22 protein-coding genes are annotated in these 20,800 nt (G+C 40.5%); 18 read left to right on the plus strand and 4 right to left on the minus strand.

Annotated features, from left to right (window positions below):
• Positions 1 to 21 precede the first annotated feature (21 nt).
• From yqeC to EO115_RS03795, 10 genes are all read left to right on the plus strand, one after another.
• Positions 22 to 777 (plus strand): selenium cofactor biosynthesis protein YqeC, encoded by a 756-nt coding sequence (gene yqeC / locus EO115_RS03750; RefSeq protein ID WP_126937650.1) that lies wholly within the window; start codon positions 22 to 24, stop codon positions 775 to 777.
• The gene (locus EO115_RS03755) at positions 768 to 1,415 is read left to right on the plus strand and encodes an NTP transferase domain-containing protein (RefSeq protein WP_126937651.1); all 648 of its coding nucleotides are present in this window, start codon (positions 768 to 770) and stop codon (positions 1,413 to 1,415) included. The genes yqeC and EO115_RS03755 overlap by 10 nt, the downstream gene beginning before the upstream one ends.
• On the plus strand, positions 1,390 to 2,211 hold the full coding sequence (gene yqeB, locus EO115_RS03760) for a selenium-dependent molybdenum cofactor biosynthesis protein YqeB (RefSeq protein WP_126937701.1): 822 nt from the start codon (positions 1,390 to 1,392) through the stop codon (positions 2,209 to 2,211). Before EO115_RS03755 ends, yqeB begins: the two co-directional genes overlap by 26 nt.
• Before the next feature lie 16 nt (positions 2,212 to 2,227).
• Entirely contained in the window at positions 2,228 to 2,923 is a 696-nt protein-coding gene (locus EO115_RS03765; protein ID WP_126937702.1) for an XdhC family protein, read from the plus strand.
• Positions 2,913 to 3,227 (plus strand): XdhC family protein, encoded by a 315-nt coding sequence (locus EO115_RS03770; protein WP_126937652.1) that lies wholly within the window; start codon positions 2,913 to 2,915, stop codon positions 3,225 to 3,227. The genes EO115_RS03765 and EO115_RS03770 overlap by 11 nt, the downstream gene beginning before the upstream one ends.
• A gap of 101 nt (positions 3,228 to 3,328) precedes the next feature.
• Positions 3,329 to 4,156: a diadenylate cyclase CdaA gene (cdaA, locus tag EO115_RS03775; RefSeq protein WP_126937653.1), complete on the plus strand. Its 828-nt coding sequence runs from the start codon at positions 3,329 to 3,331 to the stop codon at positions 4,154 to 4,156.
• Positions 4,153 to 5,082, plus strand: a complete 930-nt coding sequence (locus EO115_RS03780; protein WP_126937654.1) for a YbbR-like domain-containing protein — start codon at positions 4,153 to 4,155, stop codon at positions 5,080 to 5,082. Before cdaA ends, EO115_RS03780 begins: the two co-directional genes overlap by 4 nt.
• A gap of 9 nt (positions 5,083 to 5,091) precedes the next feature.
• A complete protein-coding gene (locus EO115_RS03785; RefSeq protein ID WP_126937655.1) occupies positions 5,092 to 6,705 on the plus strand; it encodes an NAD(P)/FAD-dependent oxidoreductase in 1,614 nt (537 codons plus the stop codon).
• Entirely contained in the window at positions 6,698 to 8,044 is a 1,347-nt protein-coding gene (glmM, locus tag EO115_RS03790; protein WP_126937656.1) for a phosphoglucosamine mutase, read from the plus strand. The genes EO115_RS03785 and glmM overlap by 8 nt, the downstream gene beginning before the upstream one ends.
• Positions 8,045 to 8,386 carry a hypothetical protein gene (locus tag EO115_RS03795; RefSeq protein WP_126937657.1) on the plus strand — a complete coding sequence of 114 codons (342 nt, stop codon included), beginning with the start codon at positions 8,045 to 8,047 and terminating at the stop codon, positions 8,384 to 8,386.
• An 81-nt stretch (positions 8,387 to 8,467) separates the two neighbouring features.
• Here EO115_RS03795 and EO115_RS03800 read toward each other — a convergent pair whose 3' ends face one another.
• Together EO115_RS03800 and EO115_RS03805 are read right to left on the minus strand one after the other, a co-directional pair.
• Positions 8,468 to 9,403, minus strand: coding sequence for a hypothetical protein (locus EO115_RS03800; protein WP_126937658.1), 936 nt, complete (start codon positions 9,401 to 9,403; stop codon positions 8,468 to 8,470).
• A gap of 70 nt (positions 9,404 to 9,473) precedes the next feature.
• Positions 9,474 to 10,373 carry a helix-turn-helix domain-containing protein gene (locus EO115_RS03805; RefSeq protein WP_126937659.1) on the minus strand — a complete coding sequence of 300 codons (900 nt, stop codon included), beginning with the start codon at positions 10,371 to 10,373 and terminating at the stop codon, positions 9,474 to 9,476.
• Between the two features lie 245 nt (positions 10,374 to 10,618).
• Here EO115_RS03805 and EO115_RS03810 point away from each other — a divergent pair, with 245 nt between their 5' ends.
• Positions 10,619 to 11,236: a site-2 protease family protein gene (locus EO115_RS03810; RefSeq protein WP_126937660.1), complete on the plus strand. Its 618-nt coding sequence runs from the start codon at positions 10,619 to 10,621 to the stop codon at positions 11,234 to 11,236.
• A 150-nt stretch (positions 11,237 to 11,386) separates the two neighbouring features.
• A complete protein-coding gene (locus EO115_RS03815) occupies positions 11,387 to 12,103 on the plus strand; it encodes a DUF4198 domain-containing protein (protein WP_126937661.1) in 717 nt (238 codons plus the stop codon).
• Positions 12,104 to 12,969: 866 nt separating this feature from the next.
• Here EO115_RS03815 and EO115_RS03820 read toward each other — a convergent pair.
• Positions 12,970 to 13,893: a Fic family protein gene (locus EO115_RS03820; protein WP_126937662.1), complete on the minus strand. Its 924-nt coding sequence runs from the start codon at positions 13,891 to 13,893 to the stop codon at positions 12,970 to 12,972.
• Between the two features lie 193 nt (positions 13,894 to 14,086).
• Here EO115_RS03820 and EO115_RS03825 point away from each other — a divergent pair, with 193 nt between their 5' ends.
• From EO115_RS03825 to EO115_RS03845, 5 genes are all read left to right on the plus strand, one after another.
• The gene (locus EO115_RS03825) at positions 14,087 to 14,809 is read left to right on the plus strand and encodes a class I SAM-dependent methyltransferase (protein WP_126937663.1); all 723 of its coding nucleotides are present in this window, start codon (positions 14,087 to 14,089) and stop codon (positions 14,807 to 14,809) included.
• A 9-nt stretch (positions 14,810 to 14,818) separates the two neighbouring features.
• Positions 14,819 to 15,307, plus strand: a complete 489-nt coding sequence (locus EO115_RS03830; RefSeq protein WP_126937664.1) for a DnaA ATPase domain-containing protein — start codon at positions 14,819 to 14,821, stop codon at positions 15,305 to 15,307.
• Between the two features lie 151 nt (positions 15,308 to 15,458).
• The gene (locus tag EO115_RS03835) at positions 15,459 to 17,000 is read left to right on the plus strand and encodes a nitrite/sulfite reductase (protein ID WP_126937665.1); all 1,542 of its coding nucleotides are present in this window, start codon (positions 15,459 to 15,461) and stop codon (positions 16,998 to 17,000) included.
• A 240-nt stretch (positions 17,001 to 17,240) separates the two neighbouring features.
• Positions 17,241 to 17,924, plus strand: a complete 684-nt coding sequence (locus EO115_RS03840; RefSeq protein ID WP_126937666.1) for a PepSY domain-containing protein — start codon at positions 17,241 to 17,243, stop codon at positions 17,922 to 17,924.
• A 7-nt stretch (positions 17,925 to 17,931) separates the two neighbouring features.
• Entirely contained in the window at positions 17,932 to 18,717 is a 786-nt protein-coding gene (locus EO115_RS03845) for an enoyl-CoA hydratase (protein WP_126937667.1), read from the plus strand.
• Between the two features lie 199 nt (positions 18,718 to 18,916).
• Here the strand turns inward: EO115_RS03845 and guaC are convergent, their stop codons facing one another.
• Complete coding sequence (guaC, locus tag EO115_RS03850; protein WP_126937668.1) at positions 18,917 to 19,903, minus strand: GMP reductase; 987 nt, start codon at positions 19,901 to 19,903, stop codon at positions 18,917 to 18,919.
• A gap of 341 nt (positions 19,904 to 20,244) precedes the next feature.
• Here guaC and thiT point away from each other — a divergent pair, with 341 nt between their 5' ends.
• Entirely contained in the window at positions 20,245 to 20,769 is a 525-nt protein-coding gene (gene thiT, locus EO115_RS03855) for an energy-coupled thiamine transporter ThiT (protein ID WP_126937703.1), read from the plus strand.
• Positions 20,770 to 20,800: the final 31 nt, after the last annotated feature.

A 20,800-nucleotide genomic window follows, 5' to 3' on the forward strand; every position in this document is an offset into this window, starting at 1 on the left:
GGGAAAGATAAGGAGTGCTATATGAAAGAAGAGCTCTTTTGGGAGTGCTTAGCAGGGCCAGGTATTATTTCCGTCGTAGGAGCCGGTGGCAAAACAACAGTAGTATCTCAACTAGCTAACTATGGAGTGTTTCATCATATTCCTACGATGGTGAGCACTACCACTAAAATGGGTTCTTTGCAAGTGCAGCCTTGGGAACCCTATTATGGAGATGATTTCTTACTGGGTAGTGCCTATGTACAAAAACAGATAGAAGAGAAGCGTATCGGTGCTTGGTTCAGGAGTCTAGCAGGTCATAAGGTGGTAGGATTGGAACCTAGGACGGTGGACGAGTTACATAGAGCGCACCCAGATTGGATGATTGTCCTAGAAGCAGATGGGGCCAAGAAAAAGTGGATCAAAGCGCCAAAATCACATGAACCAGTCATTCCTGAGCTAACACGGATGACCATAGGCGTCGTGAATCTGCGAGCCTTGGGAGCTCCTATTACAGAAGATGTTGTGCATCGTATAGAAGAGGTGTATCGTATCATCGATGGAGCACCAGGGGAAATAATTCAGCCAGAGCATCTTGTAACACTCATAGAACATGAGAAAGGGCTCTTTCAATATAGTCGTGGCCATAAAGTCATAGTTTGTACTGGCTATGACCAAAGTGATGCGGTACTAGTGGAACAGTTTTTAACGATATTACAACGAGTCCCACTGCAGTATGTACTCTTAGTCGATGGATATAGAGAGACGTTTCGTATACGGCAGGTGTTACCATGGTCCTAGGTTGTGTGGTATTGGCAGCAGGCTTGTCTAGGCGAATGGGACGGCCTAAACAAGGGTTGCCTTATAAAGGGCAAACACTGTTGGAGAGAGCATTAACGACCTATGCAGTCATGGCCCCATTGGCTGTTGTAGTGCCAAATACGATGGAACTTACAGCTTCGCAAGAGTCTATGATTCCTGTGTATAATGCACATCCAGAGTGGGGACAAGGACACTCTATACGATTGGGGGTAGAGGCCTTATTACAATGGGAACAACGTGAGGGTAAGAAGCTTTCAGGCATATTATGTGGTGTCATCGATCAACCTTTATTAGATGTGCAGGTCATACATGCAGTATGTAGAGCCTTTGAGAGCTTTCAGTCAGATAGGATCATTCTGCAACCGCAGTATGGTCCCCAGCAAGAACGAGGAAATCCCGTTCTATTTGGGCGATATTGGGCAGATGCGTTGTGCCAGATTCCTGAAGATCAGGGAGGACGCATCATCTTGCGAGGAGAGGGAGCCCCCTATGTAAGGCATATTTGGGTAGAACCAGATAGAATTTGGCATAGTGGTGTAGATATAGATACAGAAGAAGACTATGAGCGGATAGTACGCAAAGGAGGATATGATGAAACCAATCGTTCTCATCCGTAGTGGTGGAGATATAGCATCAGGGATTATCTATCGGTTATGGCGAGCAGGATATCCTGTTGTGGTCAATGAAATTGCGATCCCTACCATGATTCGAAGAGAAGTATCCTATGGAAATGCAGTGCATCGTGGTGAAATGATTCTAGACAGATTGCGGTCACGACATGTATTGTTACAACATGTGCAGGACTTACTCAGTACACGAGAGGCCATTCCTGTTGTGACAGAACCCTATGCAGAGGTGTTGAAGACAATACAGCCTACTATAGTGGTGGATGCTATATTAGCGAAACGCAATGTAGGTACAGCGCAAGATGATGCACAGCTAGTCATTGGATGTGGACCTGGATTTTCTGCCCCCAAAGATGTGCATGTGGTGATAGAAACGATGCGCGGACATAGTTTAGGACGTTGCATATATGAAGGAACTGCTATAGCGAATACGGGAGTTCCTGGTAATGTGGGTGGATATACTCATGAGCGTGTGATACATGCACCTGCAGAAGGCTTATTCGTAGCGAATTGTCATATTGGAGATATGGTAGAGGCTGGATCCGTCATCGGACATGTAGATACAGTACCCATCAAATCTAAAATTCGAGGTATATTGCGAGGTATTTTGGCCTCGAACATATTGGTCTCAAAAGAATTTAAGCTAGCAGATGTAGATGCTAGATGTGAGGAAAACCATTGCTTTACGATTTCAGATAAAGCCTTAGCTATTGGTGGTGGTGTAATGGAAGCCATCACAAGCTGGGAATTTGAACAAATACAGGAGTTATGTAGTGAATGTAATTGATGTAATATACGAACGTATGGGGAATCATGAACCATCTGTCATTGTCACTGTCTTATCAGGAGCAAGACAGGGTGATAAAGTAGTTTATAGCGAGACTGGTGATATTCTATATGGGACGGCTATTGAAGGGTTTACTATGCCTGAAAGAATACAACCACAATTATTTTCTATTGCACAAATGGAATGCTTTTTGCAACCTGTAGAAAAAGCTCCTGAAATTTTAATTTTAGGGGCCGGTCATGTGAGCCGTTGCGTGGCGGATCAATTTCTCTTCATTGGGTGCGGGGTCACAGTCGTGGATGATCGAAAAGAGTATTTAAAATCAGAGTTTTTCGATTCACGAGTACAACGAATTCATCTAGATTTTAAGGAATTACAGGAGCGATTACCCTTAGATTCTTATACGGGGATTGTGGTGGTTACAAGAGCTCATGAATTCGATAGTGTCTGTCTACACCAGGTACGTCATGTATTACCAACGTATGTGGGCGTTATGGGTAGCCATAAGCGCATTCATCATGCTTTTGAAGTATTGCGACAAGAAGGTTGGACCGATATGGAAGTAAATCAACTATATGGTCCTATCGGTCTTGACATAGGTGCACAAACTCCAGAAGAAATTGCACTATCTATTGTCAGCGAATATGTAGCAGTGGAACGACATCGAAAAGGACAATTTTTATCAGCGAAGAGGTATCAGGATGAAGTATGAGTTTGTAGAATATTTAAAGAAACATACATCGACACCATTAGCAGTGACAACGATTTTACATACACAAGGATCCACGCCTCGTAAAGCAGGCACTACGATGATTGTCCACACAGATGGATCTATTTTTGGGACTATCGGCGGAGGGCGCGCAGAAAACGAAATTCGATTGAGCGCTCTTGATGCGATGGAGCAGAAAGAATCATTTCGTCGTATCCATGTAGATCTCAATGATGATGTGGCAGTCAAAGAAGGAATGGTATGTGGTGGAAATATGGATGTGTTAATTGAAACCTACCATATATAAGATATAGGTTTACTAGAAAAAAATACCGATATAGGATACAATAAAAGGGTACATGTATGAGCATGTACCCTTATTTTGTATAAGAAAGGATAGGGATATCTATGCCATTTCAACTACAAACGACGTTAGAAACATTGCGTTTTTTAGACATAGTAGATATTGTATTTGTAGCTATTTTATTTTATTACCTCTATCGACTGGTTAAAAATACAAGAGCGTTAGGACTTGTGAAAGGTCTCGTTGTTCTTGTGGGGATTAACATCGTGGCGCACTTCATCGGTCTGCATGCAATCAGTTGGATTTTACAACAGAGTGTGGCAGTTTTGATGATTGCATTGCCCATCGTATTCCAGCCAGAATTACGTAGATTATTGGAACAATTAGGGAATGGAGGAGGTTTTTTCTCCACCCGATCGAAAATCTCCAAAGAGGAATTGACCTCTATTGTGAAAGAAGTAGTCATTGCTTGTCGCAGTATGTCCCGTCGTAAAATTGGAGCCCTGATGGTATTTGAGCGACGTATGAAATTAGATGTGTTGTCCATGCAAGGAACTCGAATTGATGGTCTTGTGACAAGTGAATTATTGATGAATATATTTTATCCTAAATCACCCCTTCATGATGGGGCTGTCATCATTCGAAATGGCCGTATTGAAACGGCAGCTAGCTTGTTACCTGTGAGCCAAAATCGAGATGTCAGTAAAGAATTAGGAACACGACATCGTTCTGCATTGGGGCAAAGTGAAGAAAGTGATGCTTTAGTGGTTGTTGTCAGCGAAGAAACTGGTCAGATTTCCTATGCCTTAGGAGGACAAATCCACCGTGGTGTTACAGAAGATACATTGCGCACCATTATGTTATCGTTGTTAGAACCAACACCAAGTGCTGTGAGTTCGTTACTTAAAATAAAGCGAGGTGAAGGTAAATGATGCAATGGATCTTGAGTTGGAAAAAGAATTGGGGTATTAAAATTCTTTGCCTAATTAGTGCGATTATCGTCTGGCTTTATGTCATGCGGGATCAAAATCCGGTCATTGAAGTAGCCTATACGGTACCGGTACAAGTGCAAAACTTAGATCAGAACTATTTGGTAGAAGGTATTCCTAAAGAAGTGCGTGTTCGTTTACATGGACCTCGAAATGCGATTTTAGATATTAACCCTAATATTTTAAAAGCTTATGTAAATATGAAAGATGCTCGACTAGGACAAGACAATGTGAGCATTCAATTTACTCCGCCTACAGGAACGTATATCGATAGTATGACTCCAGAAAATGTGACAGTTACTGTTGATGAATATATGGTAAAAGAATTACAGGTACAGATGCAGCCATTAGGCACGGTGCCGAATGATATTGCCATTAAAGATGTGAAAATTATACCTACCACCGTGACGATTGCAGGACCGGCACATCAGGTGTCAAAAGCAGCGTATGCGGTCATCCGAACCAATTTAGATAAGCACCGTGAAAGCTTTACAGAAGTAGGCGATATTTTAGCGGTTGATACAGCGGGCAACATTGTAGAAGGGGTAACAATTACACCAAAATCTGCACAAGTCCAATATGAATTGGAGCGAATTCGGATGGATAAAAAGGTGCCAATACAAGCGAATTTAGTAGGAACTGTACCGGCTGGATATATTGTGAAACGAGTTGATATGGAGCCAAAAGAATTGACCATAACAGGGAAAGAATCCTTATTGAATGCCATTGATGGAGTTAAAACGATAGATATTAACGTCAATGGTGCTACCGGTAACTTTTCAGGTAATTATAGTTTAGTACTACCAGACGGTGTGACGACTAGTACAGATAGAGTAGTTGTCAAAGTTGAGATTACACCACAAATGTAGGAGAGATATATGTTACGTATCATTAATTTTCGTATACCCGTACAAGAGGCAGAGCGATTAGAAGAATTAATTGTAAAAAAATATAGCCCTTTGCGGGGGCAAATCAAGACGATCCATGTGGTACGTCGAGCTGTAGATGCACGTAAAAAGCCGAATATTACCTTCGTGTATACATTGTTTTTAGAAGTGCAGAATGAAAATCAAGTATTTAAAAAGTTAAGTCGTCATAAAGATATTACGTTGATGGAACCAGAAATTCCTGAGCCCATACAGCTAGGGACAGAACTGATGCAACACAGACCTGTTGTGGTAGGTTTTGGCCCAGCCGGGATGTTAGCTGCGTTCTATTTAGCGCGAGAGGGTTATCGGCCCATCGTGCTGGAACGTGGACAAGATGTAGATCAACGTACATTAGATGTAGAAGCCTTTTGGAAACAAGGGATCTTTAAACCGGAATCCAATGTACAATTTGGTGAAGGTGGAGCAGGCACATTTTCTGATGGGAAATTGACAACCCGTGTCACACATCCACGCTTGCATGAAATTGCTACATATTTTGTTGAATTTGGTGCGCCTGAAGAGATTTTGTATAAGCATAAACCACATGTAGGTACAGATATTTTGCGGCACATGGTAAAAGCGATGCGCGAACAAATTATTGCTTGGGGCGGGGAAGTTCGCTTTGGTGCACATGTGACAGATATTATGACAGAGAACAATCGTATTACAGGAGTGACGATTAATGGTACAGAATCGTTGCCAGCAGATATTGTATTATGTGGTATTGGACATAGTGCTCGTGATACGTATCGCATGCTCTATGACAGAGGCGTACAGATGGAAGGTAAATCCTTTGCCATCGGAGTTCGAATTGAACATGACCAAGATGTGATTGACACTTCACAATATGGAGTACATTCCGCCGATATTGGTTTAGGAGCTGCGGAATATTCACTGGTCTACCATGATAAAGAGAAGGATAGATCTTGTTATAGCTTTTGTATGTGTCCAGGGGGGCAAGTAGTGGCTAGTGCCTCTGAAGAGGGCGGTGTTGTGACAAATGGTATGAGCTTATATGCTCGTGATAGTGGCATTGCGAATAGTGCCTTAGTAGTCACAGTGGGCCCAAGAGATTTTGGTGCACATCCATTAGCGGGGATTGATTTCCAACGAGAATGGGAAGAAAAGGCTTTCATCTTGGGGGGACGCAATTATCATGCACCGATACAGACAGTGGGTCATTTTTTAGAACGCACCGCTGATAATCATGTACAGCGAGAACACTATAGTTATGAGCCTGGTGTGACGCCAGCGGATATACGAGAGTGTCTACCTACTTTCGTAACAGATACATTAGCAGATGCATTGCCATACTTTGGTCGTCGTATTCACGGATTTGATGGGGATCAAGTGTGCATGACGGGTGTGGAAACTAGAACGTCTGCACCGCTTCGCTTGCTCCGTGATGAAGACAGAGTCTCTCTCTCAACAGAAGGATTCTACCCTATTGGAGAGGGGGCCGGATATGCAGGCGGTATCATGAGTGCTGCCTTGGATGGCGCAGAAACAGCCATATTAATTATGAATCGATACAGCCCTTTGAAAGGAGAAAATCATGAGTAGATTGTTTGGGACCGATGGTGTACGCGGATTGGTGAATGAATTCTTAACGCCAGAACTAGCCTATCATTTAGGCCGTGCGGCAGCATCCTATTTTGGGCAATCCATAGAGCGTCCAGTATTTTTAATTGGACGAGATACACGTATTTCTGGAGGTATGCTTGAAAGTGCATTGGCCTCTGGTATTTGTGCGGTTGGTGGCGATGTGATTGTTTTAGGAGAAGCTCCGACACCGGCTATTGCCTATTTAGTACGTCAAAAAGAATGTACAGCTGGTGTGGTGATTTCTGCTTCGCACAATCCATATCCAGATAATGGCATTAAATTCTTTGATGGAAACGGATTTAAATTGCCAGATGCGGTAGAAGATGAAATCGAAGAATTATGCAAATCCAGTGCCGATGATTGCTTGCCACGCCCTACAAAAGGAGATATTGGAACTATCCAATATCACCAAGAATGGGTACAAGAATATGTGGATTTTGTGGTATCTACTAGTGCTTCTCTAGAAGGACTTAAGGTAGTTTATGATGGTGCACATGGAGCAGCTTCTTATGTGGGGCCAACGATCCTTCGTCAATTAGGGGCGGAGGTCATTGCCATCAATGTAGAGCCAAATGGAACAAACATTAATGATAATGCTGGGTCCACACACTTAGAAGGGCTACAAGCAGCGGTGCTTCGTGAGGGGGCTCATGTTGGTATCGCCAACGATGGCGATGCAGATCGTTGTTTGATGGTTGATGAAAAAGGACAAGTCTTAGATGGAGACCAAATAATGTTGCTCTGTGGCTTGCACTTACAAGAGCAAGGCAAATTGAAAGATAACATGATTGTTGGCACAGTGATGAGTAATATTGGCTTTCATAAAGCGGCAGAAGAGCTGGGCATGAAGACATGTTCTACTGCTGTGGGCGATCGCTATGTATTAGAAAAAATGTTAGCAGAAGGCTATTCTATTGGTGGAGAACAATCTGGTCATGTCATTTTCTTGGACTATAATAGTACTGGTGACGGGTTATTAACAGCGGTACAAACATTGTCCATTATGAAAGAAAAAGGAAAATCTTTATCTGAATTAGCCGGTTTGATGACGAAGTATCCTCAATTATTAGTCAATGTACGAGTGTTGACGAAGGCTGGTTGGGAAACGAATACAGCTATTCAAGATGCCATTCGTGAAGCGGAAGAAGAGTTAGGTAGTAATGGTCGTATTTTAGTGCGTCCATCTGGTACAGAGCCTCTAATCCGCGTCATGGCAGAAGGTCCTGATCAAGAACAATTGGATGAATTATGCCATCGGATTGGTGATGTAATCCGCATCGAACAAGGAGAAGCATAAATGTTTCGACTTATTACAGATGAGGAGACCTATGAACAAGGGACTTGGTCAGATGTAGAAGCTGTACTACATCAAATTGTGGCAGATGAACGTGTATTTTTCAGTTTGTTTTGGGACTCCCCAAAAGAAAACTGCCACTTTGTCCAAGCCATTATGGATGAAGACCACCCGGATCAACTGAATCTAGAAATTGCTTTAGATAAAGATGGGTATAACTATATGTATGTGAAAAAGTATGTGACTATACCATGGTGTATGGATACATTGCAAAGGATGTATATAGAAAATCACTTACCGGATATGAGCGTTTGGGAGTTTGTGGGAGCCTTTCCACAACAATAGATATACGAAGAGGACAGTTGCGAATGTAGCAACTGTCCTCTGTTGTTTAGCTTTGTAACATACGTGGCTAAGAATATGTGATTATTGTGTAATTGGTGTTTGTAATAGTTGACTACCACTTTCTAAGCCTACTGGTGTAGGGCTAACTAGGTATAAACAGAGTACAATGAGTACAGTGAGACCAATGATTAACCAAGAAAATTTACCATTTTTGCTGAATTGATAGGTACCAGATAGACGAACACCAAAAGCACAGCCTACGGCGGCAATGAGAGAGGCTAGAGAGAATTGGTTTTCTACTACGAATAATACCATCGTACCGGCAAAGGCACCGATGACAGTAAACATAGGAACCATTCTTTCAAAAGGAGAGGAGAAATTTCGTTTAACTCCATAAATATAGGAAGAAATTTCTAATCCTAAGGCCCCTAACAATATGGAAAAGGATGGCCAAATAGCAGTCCAAGATTCACGCATAGCAGATCGTTTCTTGCCCGCATAATAGGCGAACCATGTAAGACCTAACATAGCGATTCCCACAAATAGGAAAAACCATTGCTCTGGAATATAGCGATAATTTAATACCCCCACAATCGTTCCTAAGATGGAAAGGGTGGAAGAAATATAAATTTGCTTTAAAGTGGGACGTTCTTCCTTAGGGATACGTTTGTATAGAGCGGCCCCTAACTCCAAGATGAAGAAGAAAATGAATAGACCAATCGATAGATGTGGAGAGACTAAGCTAAGTCCAAATGGAACTAGTAAAGGAATGATTAATTTCCAACCTGGGAAAAATGTTAAATCCTTAAAATCTAGTCGTACATCTTGTGTTTCAAGGGTAAATGTATTGTACAATGTGAACGTCAGCATAAACGAGATAACTTCCACAGGGGTAGCACCCCAATATAATAGGGTTGGCACTACAAGGAATGACATAGCAATCCCTGAGAAGCGAGCAATTAATGCGGATAGAATACCTAATGCAAAGTAAGGTAATAAAGCGATAATATAATCCATAATAGACTCCTTTTAATGATATATGTCGTTTCTTTTAGTATACGTTACTTTGCTGGTCAGGGCAAGGAGTTCAGGGTGTACTTTTCTTTTTCTTGGTGGCGTCCTTGATAATACGTCTAATGGTTTCGGGATGGCAAGCATAGTGAGAGGCGATTTCTGCAATCGACAATTGTTCATTTCTATGTAAGGTTTGAATATCATAGGCACAGTCACGAATACGACGAGCTTTTTGGTAGACCCCATTTCTGATTAGTATATTGCGAATCGTATGATAATTGGTGCCGTACGTAGTGGCGATGACCTGCAATGGTGTGTCATTTTGATAGGCAGATACAATGGATGGAATGGGGAGATCTTCTTTATTGCCTCGTAATGTGATGCCCGCCTCTCGTAATCGAGATGCGATGGTGGCAGCTTTTACATGATAGAGGTTGGCAATTTGAGTGGTGGATAGTTTATGTGCTGTGTAGAGATTGCATATATCTCTAATCGGTAAGGAAAGCCGTTTATGGCTGTGACGAAGGGGTATTCTCTTTGATTGTAGCAGATGGATTACAGTAGAAGGCGAGATGCGAAATTCTTTGGCAATGGTATAGGCACTATTTCCGGACTCATAGGAGCTGATGATAGCTGCAATGGGAAGGTCTTTATCAACTTGTGTTCGAGTAGGCTCTTTGATATGCCAGTCATATAAACGATTATAGATGGTTCGCGTAGACACATGGTAGTGCTGAGCTAATTGTTTGACTGAATGCCCTTGTTGATATAACAGCATCAGTTCCTCCTGAGGGATGGCAACCAACTTTGATTGTATAGGGATTTTGTAGGCGTGCAATCGTTGGCATACAGTACTTTGACTACAGTGTAATAGTTCTGCAATGGCTTTAGTAGATGTATGACGAATGACATATAGTTCATAAAGTAATTCATAAGGGATGGGAATGATAAAGCGTTGCTCTTTATACTGCATATAGGGGTACCTCCTAAATATATGTTGAACGTTAGTCCTTCTAGATACTTTCAGTATGGAGAAGGAGATGCAAAATGTCCACTGACTGTTAAGAGGGTATTGCATTATAAGGAAAGCTTGACTGACAATGTATATATTCAATGGTGTTGTGATGGGCGATTATCGTGTATAATAGAGAAAAAGATACCTATTTAGATACAGAATGAGTGCTGAGTAAAGAAGGTCTATTACATAAAGGAGATAGTATGAAAGATTTTGTTCATTATATTGCGATGCTACCGGCTATAGCTATCGCTATATCCATATTTAACTATGCGCAAGCAAAGATGGCAATCCGCTTGGGGGATATGACGCCTAAGCAGTGGGGACGAGATACGATTAACCCTTTTGCCCATATTGATTTGTTAGGAATTTTAGTGATGCTCATTGCTAGCGTAGGGTGGAGTAAGCCAATTCCCTTTTCGCCGTACAATTTTAAAAAACCACGCAATGCGATGATACAAATTGCCTTAGCTGGATTAGGTGCTAATATCTTAGTGGCATTTCTAGCTTATGTAGGCATGTCCATTGCTGTGCAAGTCAGTACAGTAAGTACTGGTTTACAAATGGTCATGTCCTATATCGTGACCTTGTGCATAGGCTTTGGGGTCTTTAACATGTTGCCAGTGCCAGGCTTTATTGGATTTTATGTGTTACTGCAATATTTGCCTTATGAGTGGCAAGAAAAACTATTAGGAGCTCAGTTGTGGTTCTTTATTGGTATTTTGGTATTGGGGCAATTTGGATTCTTAGGTGCTGTAATACGTCCAGTATTTGCAGTGATTTTAGGTATTTTTGAAACTATTGTTCAGTTGATTTTATAATATGTCCATATGCGTTTTGTGTATGTATAGATAGTTATTGCGATTAATTATAGAAAAAATTCATAATTAAAAATAAATATTGCTAGTGATTCTCACAAGGTGTAGAATGAAAGTATTATAAATTATATATTTCATAGGAGGGAATCCATCATGAAAAAAAGTAAGTTAGCAATTCTTGCATTAGCTTTAGTAGGTGCAGTTTCTGTAGGTACAAATGCGTCTGCCCATGGCGTGTGGTTTGCAGAACGTATTGATCAACCAACATTGGTATTAGGAGAAGGCCCTGTAGATAACGCATACGAACCATCCATGGTAAAAAGCTTTGAAGCGTATGATGTGGCGTATAATCCATTGGACATGAAGGTAATGCCTCATGAACACAATGTAACTATTGAGAAAAATGAAATGTTAGGTACTACAGCAACTACATTTGACTATGGCTATTTTACAAAAGATAAAGATGGCAAAATGCATAAAGCCATGATGAAAGATGTGCCAAATGCGGTGAAATCTACGCATGCTGTGAAATATAATGTAAACTATTGGAATGCGGCAGTAAAACCTGAACGTTTGAACATGCCGATCGAAATCGTTCCAAGCGTTAACCCATTAACATTGCGCAAAGGCGATACTTACGAAATTCAAGTATTCAAAGATGGCATGCCTTATGCTAACGCTCCATTAATCAAAGACGTTATCAATGATTTGACTAATGAAAGCCAAGCTGATGCACAAGGTAAAGCAATGGTAACAGTAGCTGCTAATGGCGTGAACGTAGTAGGCGTAGAAGTAGCATTCCCAACAGAAACAAAAGGTGAACAAACTAAATACTTCTCTAGCTTGTCCTTTACAATTCAACCAGAATAAGTCGCCTCTGGTATCGCTATGACATATCGTAGAATTCTAGTGGACTGATATAGCGAAAGAAAACGAGCAACATATTCCTTCTCAAACTGATCCTTTCGGTAGGTTTGTTCAGGAACATGTTGCTCGTTTTTGCATTTGCGAGATTGTAGAAAAAAGAACGCTACGAAGTGTCTACTCAATACGGCGTTCCTTAGGAAAAGTGCAAAATATTCCTCCGCAAACTGATCCTACGGTAGGTTTGTTCAGGAGCATGTTGCGGTCTTTTAGATTTGTGTATTTTGGTTAGAAAGGAACGCCACAAAGGCTGCTACTTGTAACTGCGCTCCTCGATAGGGGATGATGCTACAAAAATATAAACGATATGCAGAAAAATATGATATAATATGTGTATAGAAGAGTCATTGATGTGAGTTGGGCTTATCTCTTCCCAGTATGGGAGGAGGTGATTTCTATGAAATTTTGGAAAAAGTTGCTATTATTAGTAAAATTTTTAAAATTAATTATAGATATTTATCGTTTCTTTAACTAGAAATGACAAAGCCTAACGTAAAAGATAAGTGTTGGTAGCACTTATACACGTTAGGCCTTTCATCTTTTGTAGTATTGAGATGAGCCTAACGCCGTTCACACGTTACTGGCTCTTCTTGTTTATGTATATATTGTAGCATATGTTAAGAAAAAATACTACTTGTATCGTCATTTGTGATGCTATGCAGGCTGTGGCGTTTGTAACTGAATAGGGTAAAGGAAGACCGCAACATACTCCTTCTCAAACTGATCCTACGGTAGGTTTGTTCAGGAGCATGTTGCGGTCTTTTAGATTTGTGTATTTTGGTTAGAAAGGAACGCCACAAAGGCTGCTACGCCTAACTGCGTTTCTTGTGTGGAATCTCAAGGTATTCTAGTAAGCGTTTGATCGTGTCTTGTCCATCGTAACAGGTGTCGATGAGGTAGCCTGGTTCACGTAAAAACTCTGTTAAGCCTCGATAATAAAAATATTTTTTTCTATCTTCGATGATAAATGGGATTAGATTATGTTTGAGGCATTCTTTAAAGGCGATGAGTCTGCCTACTCGACCGTTTCCATCTTGAAAAGGGTGGATACGTTCAAAATGGAAATGAAATTCCACAATATCTTCAAATGAAATGTGTTCTTTGTTTGTATACCATGCTAATAAATTTTGTATATCGCCTGCTACTTGCTCAGGTTTTGAGGTTTCCCTACCACCGACTACATTCGGTCGTTTTTTGTAGTCTCCTACCTTGAACCAAGGAAGCGTTTCGTCTTTGGTGTTACTTTTTAATAGATAATGAAGATGTTTAATGATCTCTTCTGTTAATGGATCTTCCGCAATATCAATACAGTAATCGATGGCTCGGAAGTGGTTGATAGTTTCAATGATATCATCAACGGACAGACTCTCTTCCCCGTGAACAGTATTCGTTTCAAAGATATGTCTAGTTTGCTCTTCGTTCAACTTACTACCTTCTATATGGTTGGAGTTATAAGTCATGCGTACTTGGAGTTCGTGGTAGAGTCCACCAGAGATTTTATGGTCTTTTTCTTCTCGTAATTGTTTAAGGATGGGATTGTCAGACTCTAGTGTGTAGAGATCTGTTGGAGAGCAAGAAAAGTACTCACATAATTTGCGGATCACTGATGGTGAAAGCTTTTCTCCTCTTCCGATTTTCGCAATGGTTCTTGACGATATGTGAAGTAAATGTGTTAAGCTTGACTTACGTATATCATTCTCTTCTAATATTGTTATTAGTCCTTGGTAATTATACATATGCTACCTCCATAATCTTTACTTATCATATAAAAAAATAAATAAAAAGTAAAGATTTTGGGGCGAAAAGTAAAGATATACGACCAATAAGTAAAGCATAATGAAAGATTGTGCTATATATCTGTTCGTGACTCCAGCTACATACAAAGCATCTCTTCTCATGGTATAATACGATGTGATACAAGGAGGGCCTATGACGATACGAGATAGGATTATTGCCTACTGGAAAGGGCGGAGCGGTGATTTTGGTGCGCTACGCATGAAGGAATTACAATCGAAGTTAGCACCTCGTTGGTTGCGAGAGATTACTCCGCATATTAAAGACACTCACCAACGAATTTTAGATTTGGGGACGGGAACTGGCTTTTTTGCCTTTTTGCTAGCACAGCGAGGCTATTCGGTGACCGGTATAGATCTAACGGAAGATATGATTGCCGTGGCTAAGGCGCAAGCTATGGAGTTGCAAGATTCTCTGCGTGGGACTGTGGACTTTCGCTGTATGGATGCGATGCAACTAGACTTTCCTGACCAATCTTTCGATGTGATTCTGGCACGGAATCTGACATGGATCTTGCCAGATGTGGAGTCAGCCTACAAGGAATGGTATCGAGTACTTGCACCAAAAGGGGTGCTCATCAACATTGATGGCGATTATGGAGTAGAACTCAAAGTGCCCGTAGTGGCACAACATCACATTCATGAAGGGGTAGCGAATAAAACGATGCAAGAATGTATTGCCATTACAGAGGAACTTTCCATCAGTCGTATGGATAGACCTCATTGGGATGTGCACATGATGCGTAAGGCAGGCTTTTCCAGAGTGTATTTAGATATGGCCGTGAGCAGCCGTATGTATGATGAAGAAGATGAATTATATAATCCAGTGCCACTTTTTTCGATTGTGGCAAGGAAATAAGGAGTAACTATGCAAACATTTGAAACTTTCAAAGTAACAGAAAAAAATAAATTTGCTATGGCATCTGCGTTGGCGATGACTGATTTTACAAAGTGTTTTGAACCAGTACTATTTCTATTTGGACAATCTGGATTGGGTAAGACGCATCTGTTGAAAGCCATGGAGCAAGAGGCTGTGAAGCAGAACGCAGCTATCCGTGTGCGCTATGTGACAGGAGCGCAGTTTATGAAAGAATACAACGACAGCGTGACCTATGGTGAAGTGGCAGATTATATGGAAGAATACTGCAAATTACATTTGCTATTGGTAGATGATGTGCAGGACATTGTGTATAGTGATGATGAAGGCGCTAAGAAAATGTTTATGCGTCTTGTACTTGGCATGAAAGCAAAACAACGTCGTATGGCAGTAAGCTTTGATGATACATTTGACTCTGAAGATCGATCTGATGAACTACAAAATGAATTGACTGAGCATGTGGTAGCGTTTGTAGAATAAGATAGAAATCAGTTATTACATCGTATACAAAAGTCGTATAACCTATGAAAAGAGGCGGATTTCAAGGTATAGAAATCAGGTTTAATATCTGTTATACTTTAGAAGAAGAGGTTTCTATTGAGCGAGTGCTCAGGAGAGGAGATAAAGTATCATGGCTATTTCAGAAGAAGTACGACAACGATTTGCGGGAGAGTTTGAGAAGTTTCAAGCAGGGATTGAAGGTTTCTTTGCGAAAGAAATCGCTCCAAAAGATTTCAAAGGAATTGGCGGAGGATTCGGTAGTTATGCTGAACGTGGTTTTGAAAGTGCAATGTTGCGTTTGCGATTCTTTGGGTCGCGTATTCTTCCATACCAAATGAAATTCTTAGTGAATGCGGTGAAAAAATATAATTTAAAATATGTGCATTTCACAACAGGTCAATGTATTCAATTCCATCAATTGCAAGGTGAACAAATTTTGGAATTGTATAAAGAGTGTTTTGAACATGATATCTATAATCGTGGTACTGGTGGAGATAATTTGCGTAATGTAACAGCCAGTCCATTACATGGTGTGCATCCAGATGAACCATTTGGTGTTACTCCATACTTGCAAGCCGTTAGTGAATATGCAGTGTCCTTGATCGGCACATTAGCATTGCCACGGAAATACAAAATTGGTTTCTCTGTGGTAGATAATGAAGGACATGCTAACTATAAAGATTTAGGATTCTTGGCAAAAGAAAATGGCAAGTTCGATGTCTACGCAGGTGGCGGTATTGGAGGCGGATCAGCCTTTGGTGTCTTAGTAGATGAAAATGTAGATCCAAATGAAGTATTACATCATGTGGAAGGTATGTTGCATTTGTACCATGAATTAGGTGACTTTAAAAATCGTGGTAAAGCACGTTCTCGTTTCATTGCACAACGTTTAGGGGAAGAGGAATTCCGTAAAGCATACCATGAATATTTAGCAAAATCTAAAGCAGCCCATGATTTAACATTGTCAGTAGCTCCTTACGAAGTGAAAAAAGCAGGTACAACAACACCAACGACAGCCTTGGCAAAACCTCAAAAACAAAAAGGATTGTATTACATTCAATATAAACCATTGGTAGGTACACCACCGATTGATGTGTTCGTGAAGCTATTCGATTATGTAGGCGGTTTAGAAGAAACAGAAATCCGTATTTGCGGTGACGAATCTGTATACATCGTGAACTTAACTGGTGAAGAAGCAGATGCAGTAGCAGCTATTATCGGTGATACACATGCGAAAAATAAATTTGAACATACTGTATCCTGTGTAGGTGCTACGATTTGCCAAATTGGTTTCCAAGATTCATCTGGACTTGTAAAAGTCATTAAAGATACGCTAGAAGCAGAAGGCTTATCGACAGATAAGTTGCCACAATTGCATGTATCTGGTTGTCCATCTTCTTGTGGTACACACCAAGTGGGCACACTAGGGTTTCATGGATTTACAAAAGTAGTGGATAAAAAGCCTCAACCAGCTTTCAAAGTGTTCTTGAATGGTAATGGTGAATTAGAGGGTCCACGTATGTCAGAAGAAGTGGGAGTTATCACTGTGGAAGATATTCCTAAATTCTTCATTGATCTTGTGAATGCCTTAGAGACAGCAGGACAAGATTTTGACACATGGAAAGAACAAAATCCAACGGCATTCCAAGACGTGATTGCTAAGTATCTATAATATGTGTATAAAAACGTTCTTACTCAGGTAGGAGCGTTTTTATTTTTTTCATTACGATTCCCATCTATGTGAGAATGCTAGCTAAGAGTCTATGCATCCTAACCCTGATATGTTGATTGTATTGAAGAATTACGATAGATACGGTATAATTAAAGAGATATCTCAAGAATGAGAATGGGAACTTCATGTGGTATAGGCATGGAAGTTTTGTTCATAGAGTTGTATATATAGGAGAGTCAAATGAAAAAAAGTACACTAGCTTTAGTAGGTGCCATGGCGTTTGCTACGACTTTTGCAGTAGCTCCACAAGCACATGCTGAAATCAATGAATATTCTAATTTGAATGATAAAACAGTGGTGGTACGTCAACCTGGTCAATCTATGGTATTGTCTATGCGTGAAGTAGCAGGTATTTTCGTAGGCCGCTATGTAAAAGCTGCTGTTAGTTCTATTACCTTAGACCCATCAAAAGGTAACTACCAATATGTGGTGGTAGGGTATACACCAAAACAAAAAATTACCATTGATGTAGATGTAATTACAGGGAAAGTAATCCGTGAATTCCGTTCTAGCAAAGCAAAAGACGTAGCTTCTAAAGTGTTTAATCCATTGAAAGTGGTAGCACCAAAACAAGCAGAGGCAGCTGCTCGTGAATTAGTGGGAGAAGGTTCCTTCTCTCGTGGTTGGGAAATTAAAGCCGAGAATAATGAAGTACGCTACATTGTTCGTACACAGGCTAGCGATGAAAAAGAGTATAGTGTTATCGTAGATGCTGTGACAGGTAAAGCCTTAGAAAAAGGTGAGCCTATTGATTGGGCAAAAATTAGAGCTGATCGCTTGCGTAATGATGGGGTAGGTAAACCGTTCACATTACAAGAAGAGCCACAAGATGATGCAGCTGATCCTACGAAAACATTGAAATAGGTGATGTATGACGTATCAAAATATTATATTTAGTATTGAAAATAATGTGGCCACCATTACATTTAACCGACCAGAAGTGCAAAATGGATTCAATGTGCCTATGTGCCAAGAAATTCTAGATGCCATTCGGGTGGTGAAAGAAACGGATGAGGCCCGTGTATTAGTCTTCAAAGCAGAAGGAAAAGTCTTTTCTGTAGGCGGTGATTTAACAGAAATGAAACGCGCTGTAGAAGAGGATGATACAGAATCTTTGTTTGAGATTACTCACTTGGTAATGGAAATTTCTTTAGCCATGAAACATTTGCCGAAGCCTGTTGTGATGTGCACTGATGGTGCTGTGGCAGGGGCGGCTTTCAATATGGTGTTGGCAGCCGATATGTGCGTAGCCTCTACCAATAGCCGTTTTATTCAAGCCTTTGTTAATGTAGGATTAGCCCCTGATGCAGGTGGTATGTACTTGTTGAGCCGTGCTGTAGGTATCAACCGTGCTATGCAATTAGCTATGACTGGTGAAGCTGTAACAGCGGAAAAAGGTAAGGAATATGGTTTTGTCTATAAAGTGTGTGAACCAGAAATTTTGGAGCGCACCACGAATCGTTTGGTACAACGCTTGGCGAAAGGACCTGTTCATTCTTTCCGTGCTATGAAGCAAATGATGTGGGCTAGTTTCTTTACAAACTTTGAGGAATATGCGGAATTGGAAGTGAAAATCCAAAACTCCTTAGGGGCCACAGAAGATTTCCGAGAAGGTGTACGCGCCTTTGCAGAAGGAAGAAGACCTAAATTTAAATAGTACATCTGAGGATGCGAAAAGAAAGAGCTATTACGACTGAGTAGAGTCGATAATAGCTCTTTTTGTATGTAGAGAACATGTTCGTAAAACATATTCTATGCACATGTTATGTGTATCCACTAAGCAAAATGGATAGTGTAAAACAGGGTAACCCAATAAAAAAGAGGACCCTTCTAGAAAAGAGTCCTCATATATGTGATTAGCGGTCACCGTTAAAGATAGAGTTTTTAACGATAACGTAGTCAACTTTTTTGATGGCTTGTAGTGTAGTACCACCAGCGTAAGAGATAGAAGATTGTAAATCTTGTTCCATTTCTATCAATGTATCGAAGATACTGCCTTTAGATTGGATTGTAATTTTTTTGCCTTCTACGTTTTTGCGTTCCCCTTTTTGGTGTTCAGAAGCACTGCCGAAGTATTCTTTGTAAGTTACACCGTCAATAGTGACTTCTTTACCAGGAGATTCGATGTGACCAGCGAATAGAGAACCGATCATCACAAAGGAAGCACCAAAGCGAATGGATTTCGCAATGTCACCATGGTCGCGGATACCACCGTCAGCGATGATAGGTTTTGTAGCCGCTTTCGCACACCAGCGAACAGCGGATAATTGCCAACCACCAGTACCAAAACCAGTTTTTAGTTTAGTGATACACACTTTACCAGGTCCGATACCTACTTTTGTTGCATCTGCGCCAGCATTTTCTAGTTCACGAACGGCTTCTGGAGTGCCTACGTTACCAGCGATAACGAAGCTTTCAGGAAGTTCACGTTTAATGTGTTGAATCATTTCAATAACGCTATTGGAATGACCGTGAGCAATATCGATAGTAATATATTCTGGGCATAGGTTTGCTTCTTTTAATTCTTTTACAAATTCAAATTCCTCTGGTTTTACACCAATAGAAATAGATGCGAATAAACCTGCCTCATGCATGTCTTTGACAAAGTCCAAACGTTTTTCAGGTTGGAAGCGGTGCATGATGTAGAAGTAGTTTTCAGCTGCTAATTGTTTTGCCAATTTTTCATCAATAATGGTTTGCATATTAGCTGGCACAATTGGTAAACGGAATGTACGATTTCCAAGTTTCACAGTTGTGTCACATTCACTACGGCTAGATACGATACATTTATTTGGTATCAGTTGCACGTCTTCATAATCGAAAATGTTTGTAGTATTGATCATTATTTGTTGCCCCCTAAATAGACATAATTAGGATTAAGACATAATCCTTATCTATTATACATAAGTCCTTTCGAGTTGGCAACATAACTTATGCACTTTTGATATGATGAATGGCACATAGATTGATAAAGAGTAACAATTTTTGCAAAAGGTCTATAAAAAATGATAAAATAGAAATACTATAGAAAGTTGTTAATATCATGTGATTGAGCTTTCAGATTTTACATATACAGGTATCCATATAAAGGAGAAATACTATGAGTGCTAATAATTCACCAAAAAGTGCGGACAATACAAATGTAACAAAAAGAACACCTAGCAAAAGTTCTACCAATACACTGATGCTTGTTGAAGGTGGTTTAGTTATTGCGATGGCACAAATTTTAAGTATGTATGTGATTTACCAAATGCCACAAGGTGGTGCAGTCAAAGCGGCGAATCTAGTGCCATTATTGATATATGCCTATCGTTGGGGTGGTCGTGCAGGGATGTTGACTGGCTTAGTATATGGCATTGTTCACTTTATATTAGGGTTTAAATATTCCGTTCATTACCTCAGCATTATTTTGGATTACTTGTTGGCCTATGGTGCCATTGGTATTGCTGGATTCTTTGGCGGTGCAGGTACGGTGAAAGCCTTCTTTGGGGCTGTCTATGCTGCATTGACTCGCTTTGCAATTTCTGCCATTAGTGGTGTTGTAGTATTTGGTGCCTATGCGCCAGAAGGACAAAGCCCTTGGGTGTATTCCTTGTTATACAATGCTACGTATATGTTGCCAGATCTAATCATTAATTTGGTGGTATTGGCTGTATTGTATGTACCGGTGATGAAAGGCTTACGTCGCGTGAGCACCAATCATAGATAGTAGTAGCTATCTAGTAAGACATGATACGTAT

It is taken from the genome of Veillonella sp. CHU740 (assembly GCF_003992055.1).
Classification (GTDB): domain Bacteria; phylum Bacillota; class Negativicutes; order Veillonellales; family Veillonellaceae; genus F0422.

Coding starts and splice junctions, on each gene's coding strand:
- EO115_RS03780 (WP_126937654.1), top strand. CDS start 4,153: ATGATGCAATGGATCTTGAGTTGGAAAAAGAATTGGGGTATTAAAATT.
- EO115_RS03805 (WP_126937659.1), bottom strand. CDS start 10,373: ATGCAGTATAAAGAGCAACGCTTTATCATTCCCATCCCTTATGAATTA.
- EO115_RS03820 (WP_126937662.1), bottom strand. CDS start 13,893: ATGTATAATTACCAAGGACTAATAACAATATTAGAAGAGAATGATATA.
- cdaA (WP_126937653.1), top strand. CDS start 3,329: ATGCCATTTCAACTACAAACGACGTTAGAAACATTGCGTTTTTTAGAC.
- EO115_RS03845 (WP_126937667.1), top strand. CDS start 17,932: ATGACGTATCAAAATATTATATTTAGTATTGAAAATAATGTGGCCACC.
- EO115_RS03815 (WP_126937661.1), top strand. CDS start 11,387: ATGAAAAAAAGTAAGTTAGCAATTCTTGCATTAGCTTTAGTAGGTGCA.
- yqeC (WP_126937650.1), top strand. CDS start 22: ATGAAAGAAGAGCTCTTTTGGGAGTGCTTAGCAGGGCCAGGTATTATT.
- guaC (WP_126937668.1), bottom strand. CDS start 19,903: ATGATCAATACTACAAACATTTTCGATTATGAAGACGTGCAACTGATA.
- thiT (WP_126937703.1), top strand. CDS start 20,245: ATGCTTGTTGAAGGTGGTTTAGTTATTGCGATGGCACAAATTTTAAGT.
- yqeB (WP_126937701.1), top strand. CDS start 1,390: ATGAAACCAATCGTTCTCATCCGTAGTGGTGGAGATATAGCATCAGGG.
- EO115_RS03800 (WP_126937658.1), bottom strand. CDS start 9,403: ATGGATTATATTATCGCTTTATTACCTTACTTTGCATTAGGTATTCTA.
- EO115_RS03830 (WP_126937664.1), top strand. CDS start 14,819: ATGCAAACATTTGAAACTTTCAAAGTAACAGAAAAAAATAAATTTGCT.
- EO115_RS03825 (WP_126937663.1), top strand. CDS start 14,087: ATGACGATACGAGATAGGATTATTGCCTACTGGAAAGGGCGGAGCGGT.
- EO115_RS03835 (WP_126937665.1), top strand. CDS start 15,459: ATGGCTATTTCAGAAGAAGTACGACAACGATTTGCGGGAGAGTTTGAG.
- EO115_RS03770 (WP_126937652.1), top strand. CDS start 2,913: ATGAAGTATGAGTTTGTAGAATATTTAAAGAAACATACATCGACACCA.
- glmM (WP_126937656.1), top strand. CDS start 6,698: ATGAGTAGATTGTTTGGGACCGATGGTGTACGCGGATTGGTGAATGAA.
- EO115_RS03785 (WP_126937655.1), top strand. CDS start 5,092: ATGTTACGTATCATTAATTTTCGTATACCCGTACAAGAGGCAGAGCGA.
- EO115_RS03810 (WP_126937660.1), top strand. CDS start 10,619: ATGAAAGATTTTGTTCATTATATTGCGATGCTACCGGCTATAGCTATC.
- EO115_RS03765 (WP_126937702.1), top strand. CDS start 2,228: ATGGGGAATCATGAACCATCTGTCATTGTCACTGTCTTATCAGGAGCA.
- EO115_RS03840 (WP_126937666.1), top strand. CDS start 17,241: ATGAAAAAAAGTACACTAGCTTTAGTAGGTGCCATGGCGTTTGCTACG.
- EO115_RS03755 (WP_126937651.1), top strand. CDS start 768: ATGGTCCTAGGTTGTGTGGTATTGGCAGCAGGCTTGTCTAGGCGAATG.
- EO115_RS03795 (WP_126937657.1), top strand. CDS start 8,045: ATGTTTCGACTTATTACAGATGAGGAGACCTATGAACAAGGGACTTGG.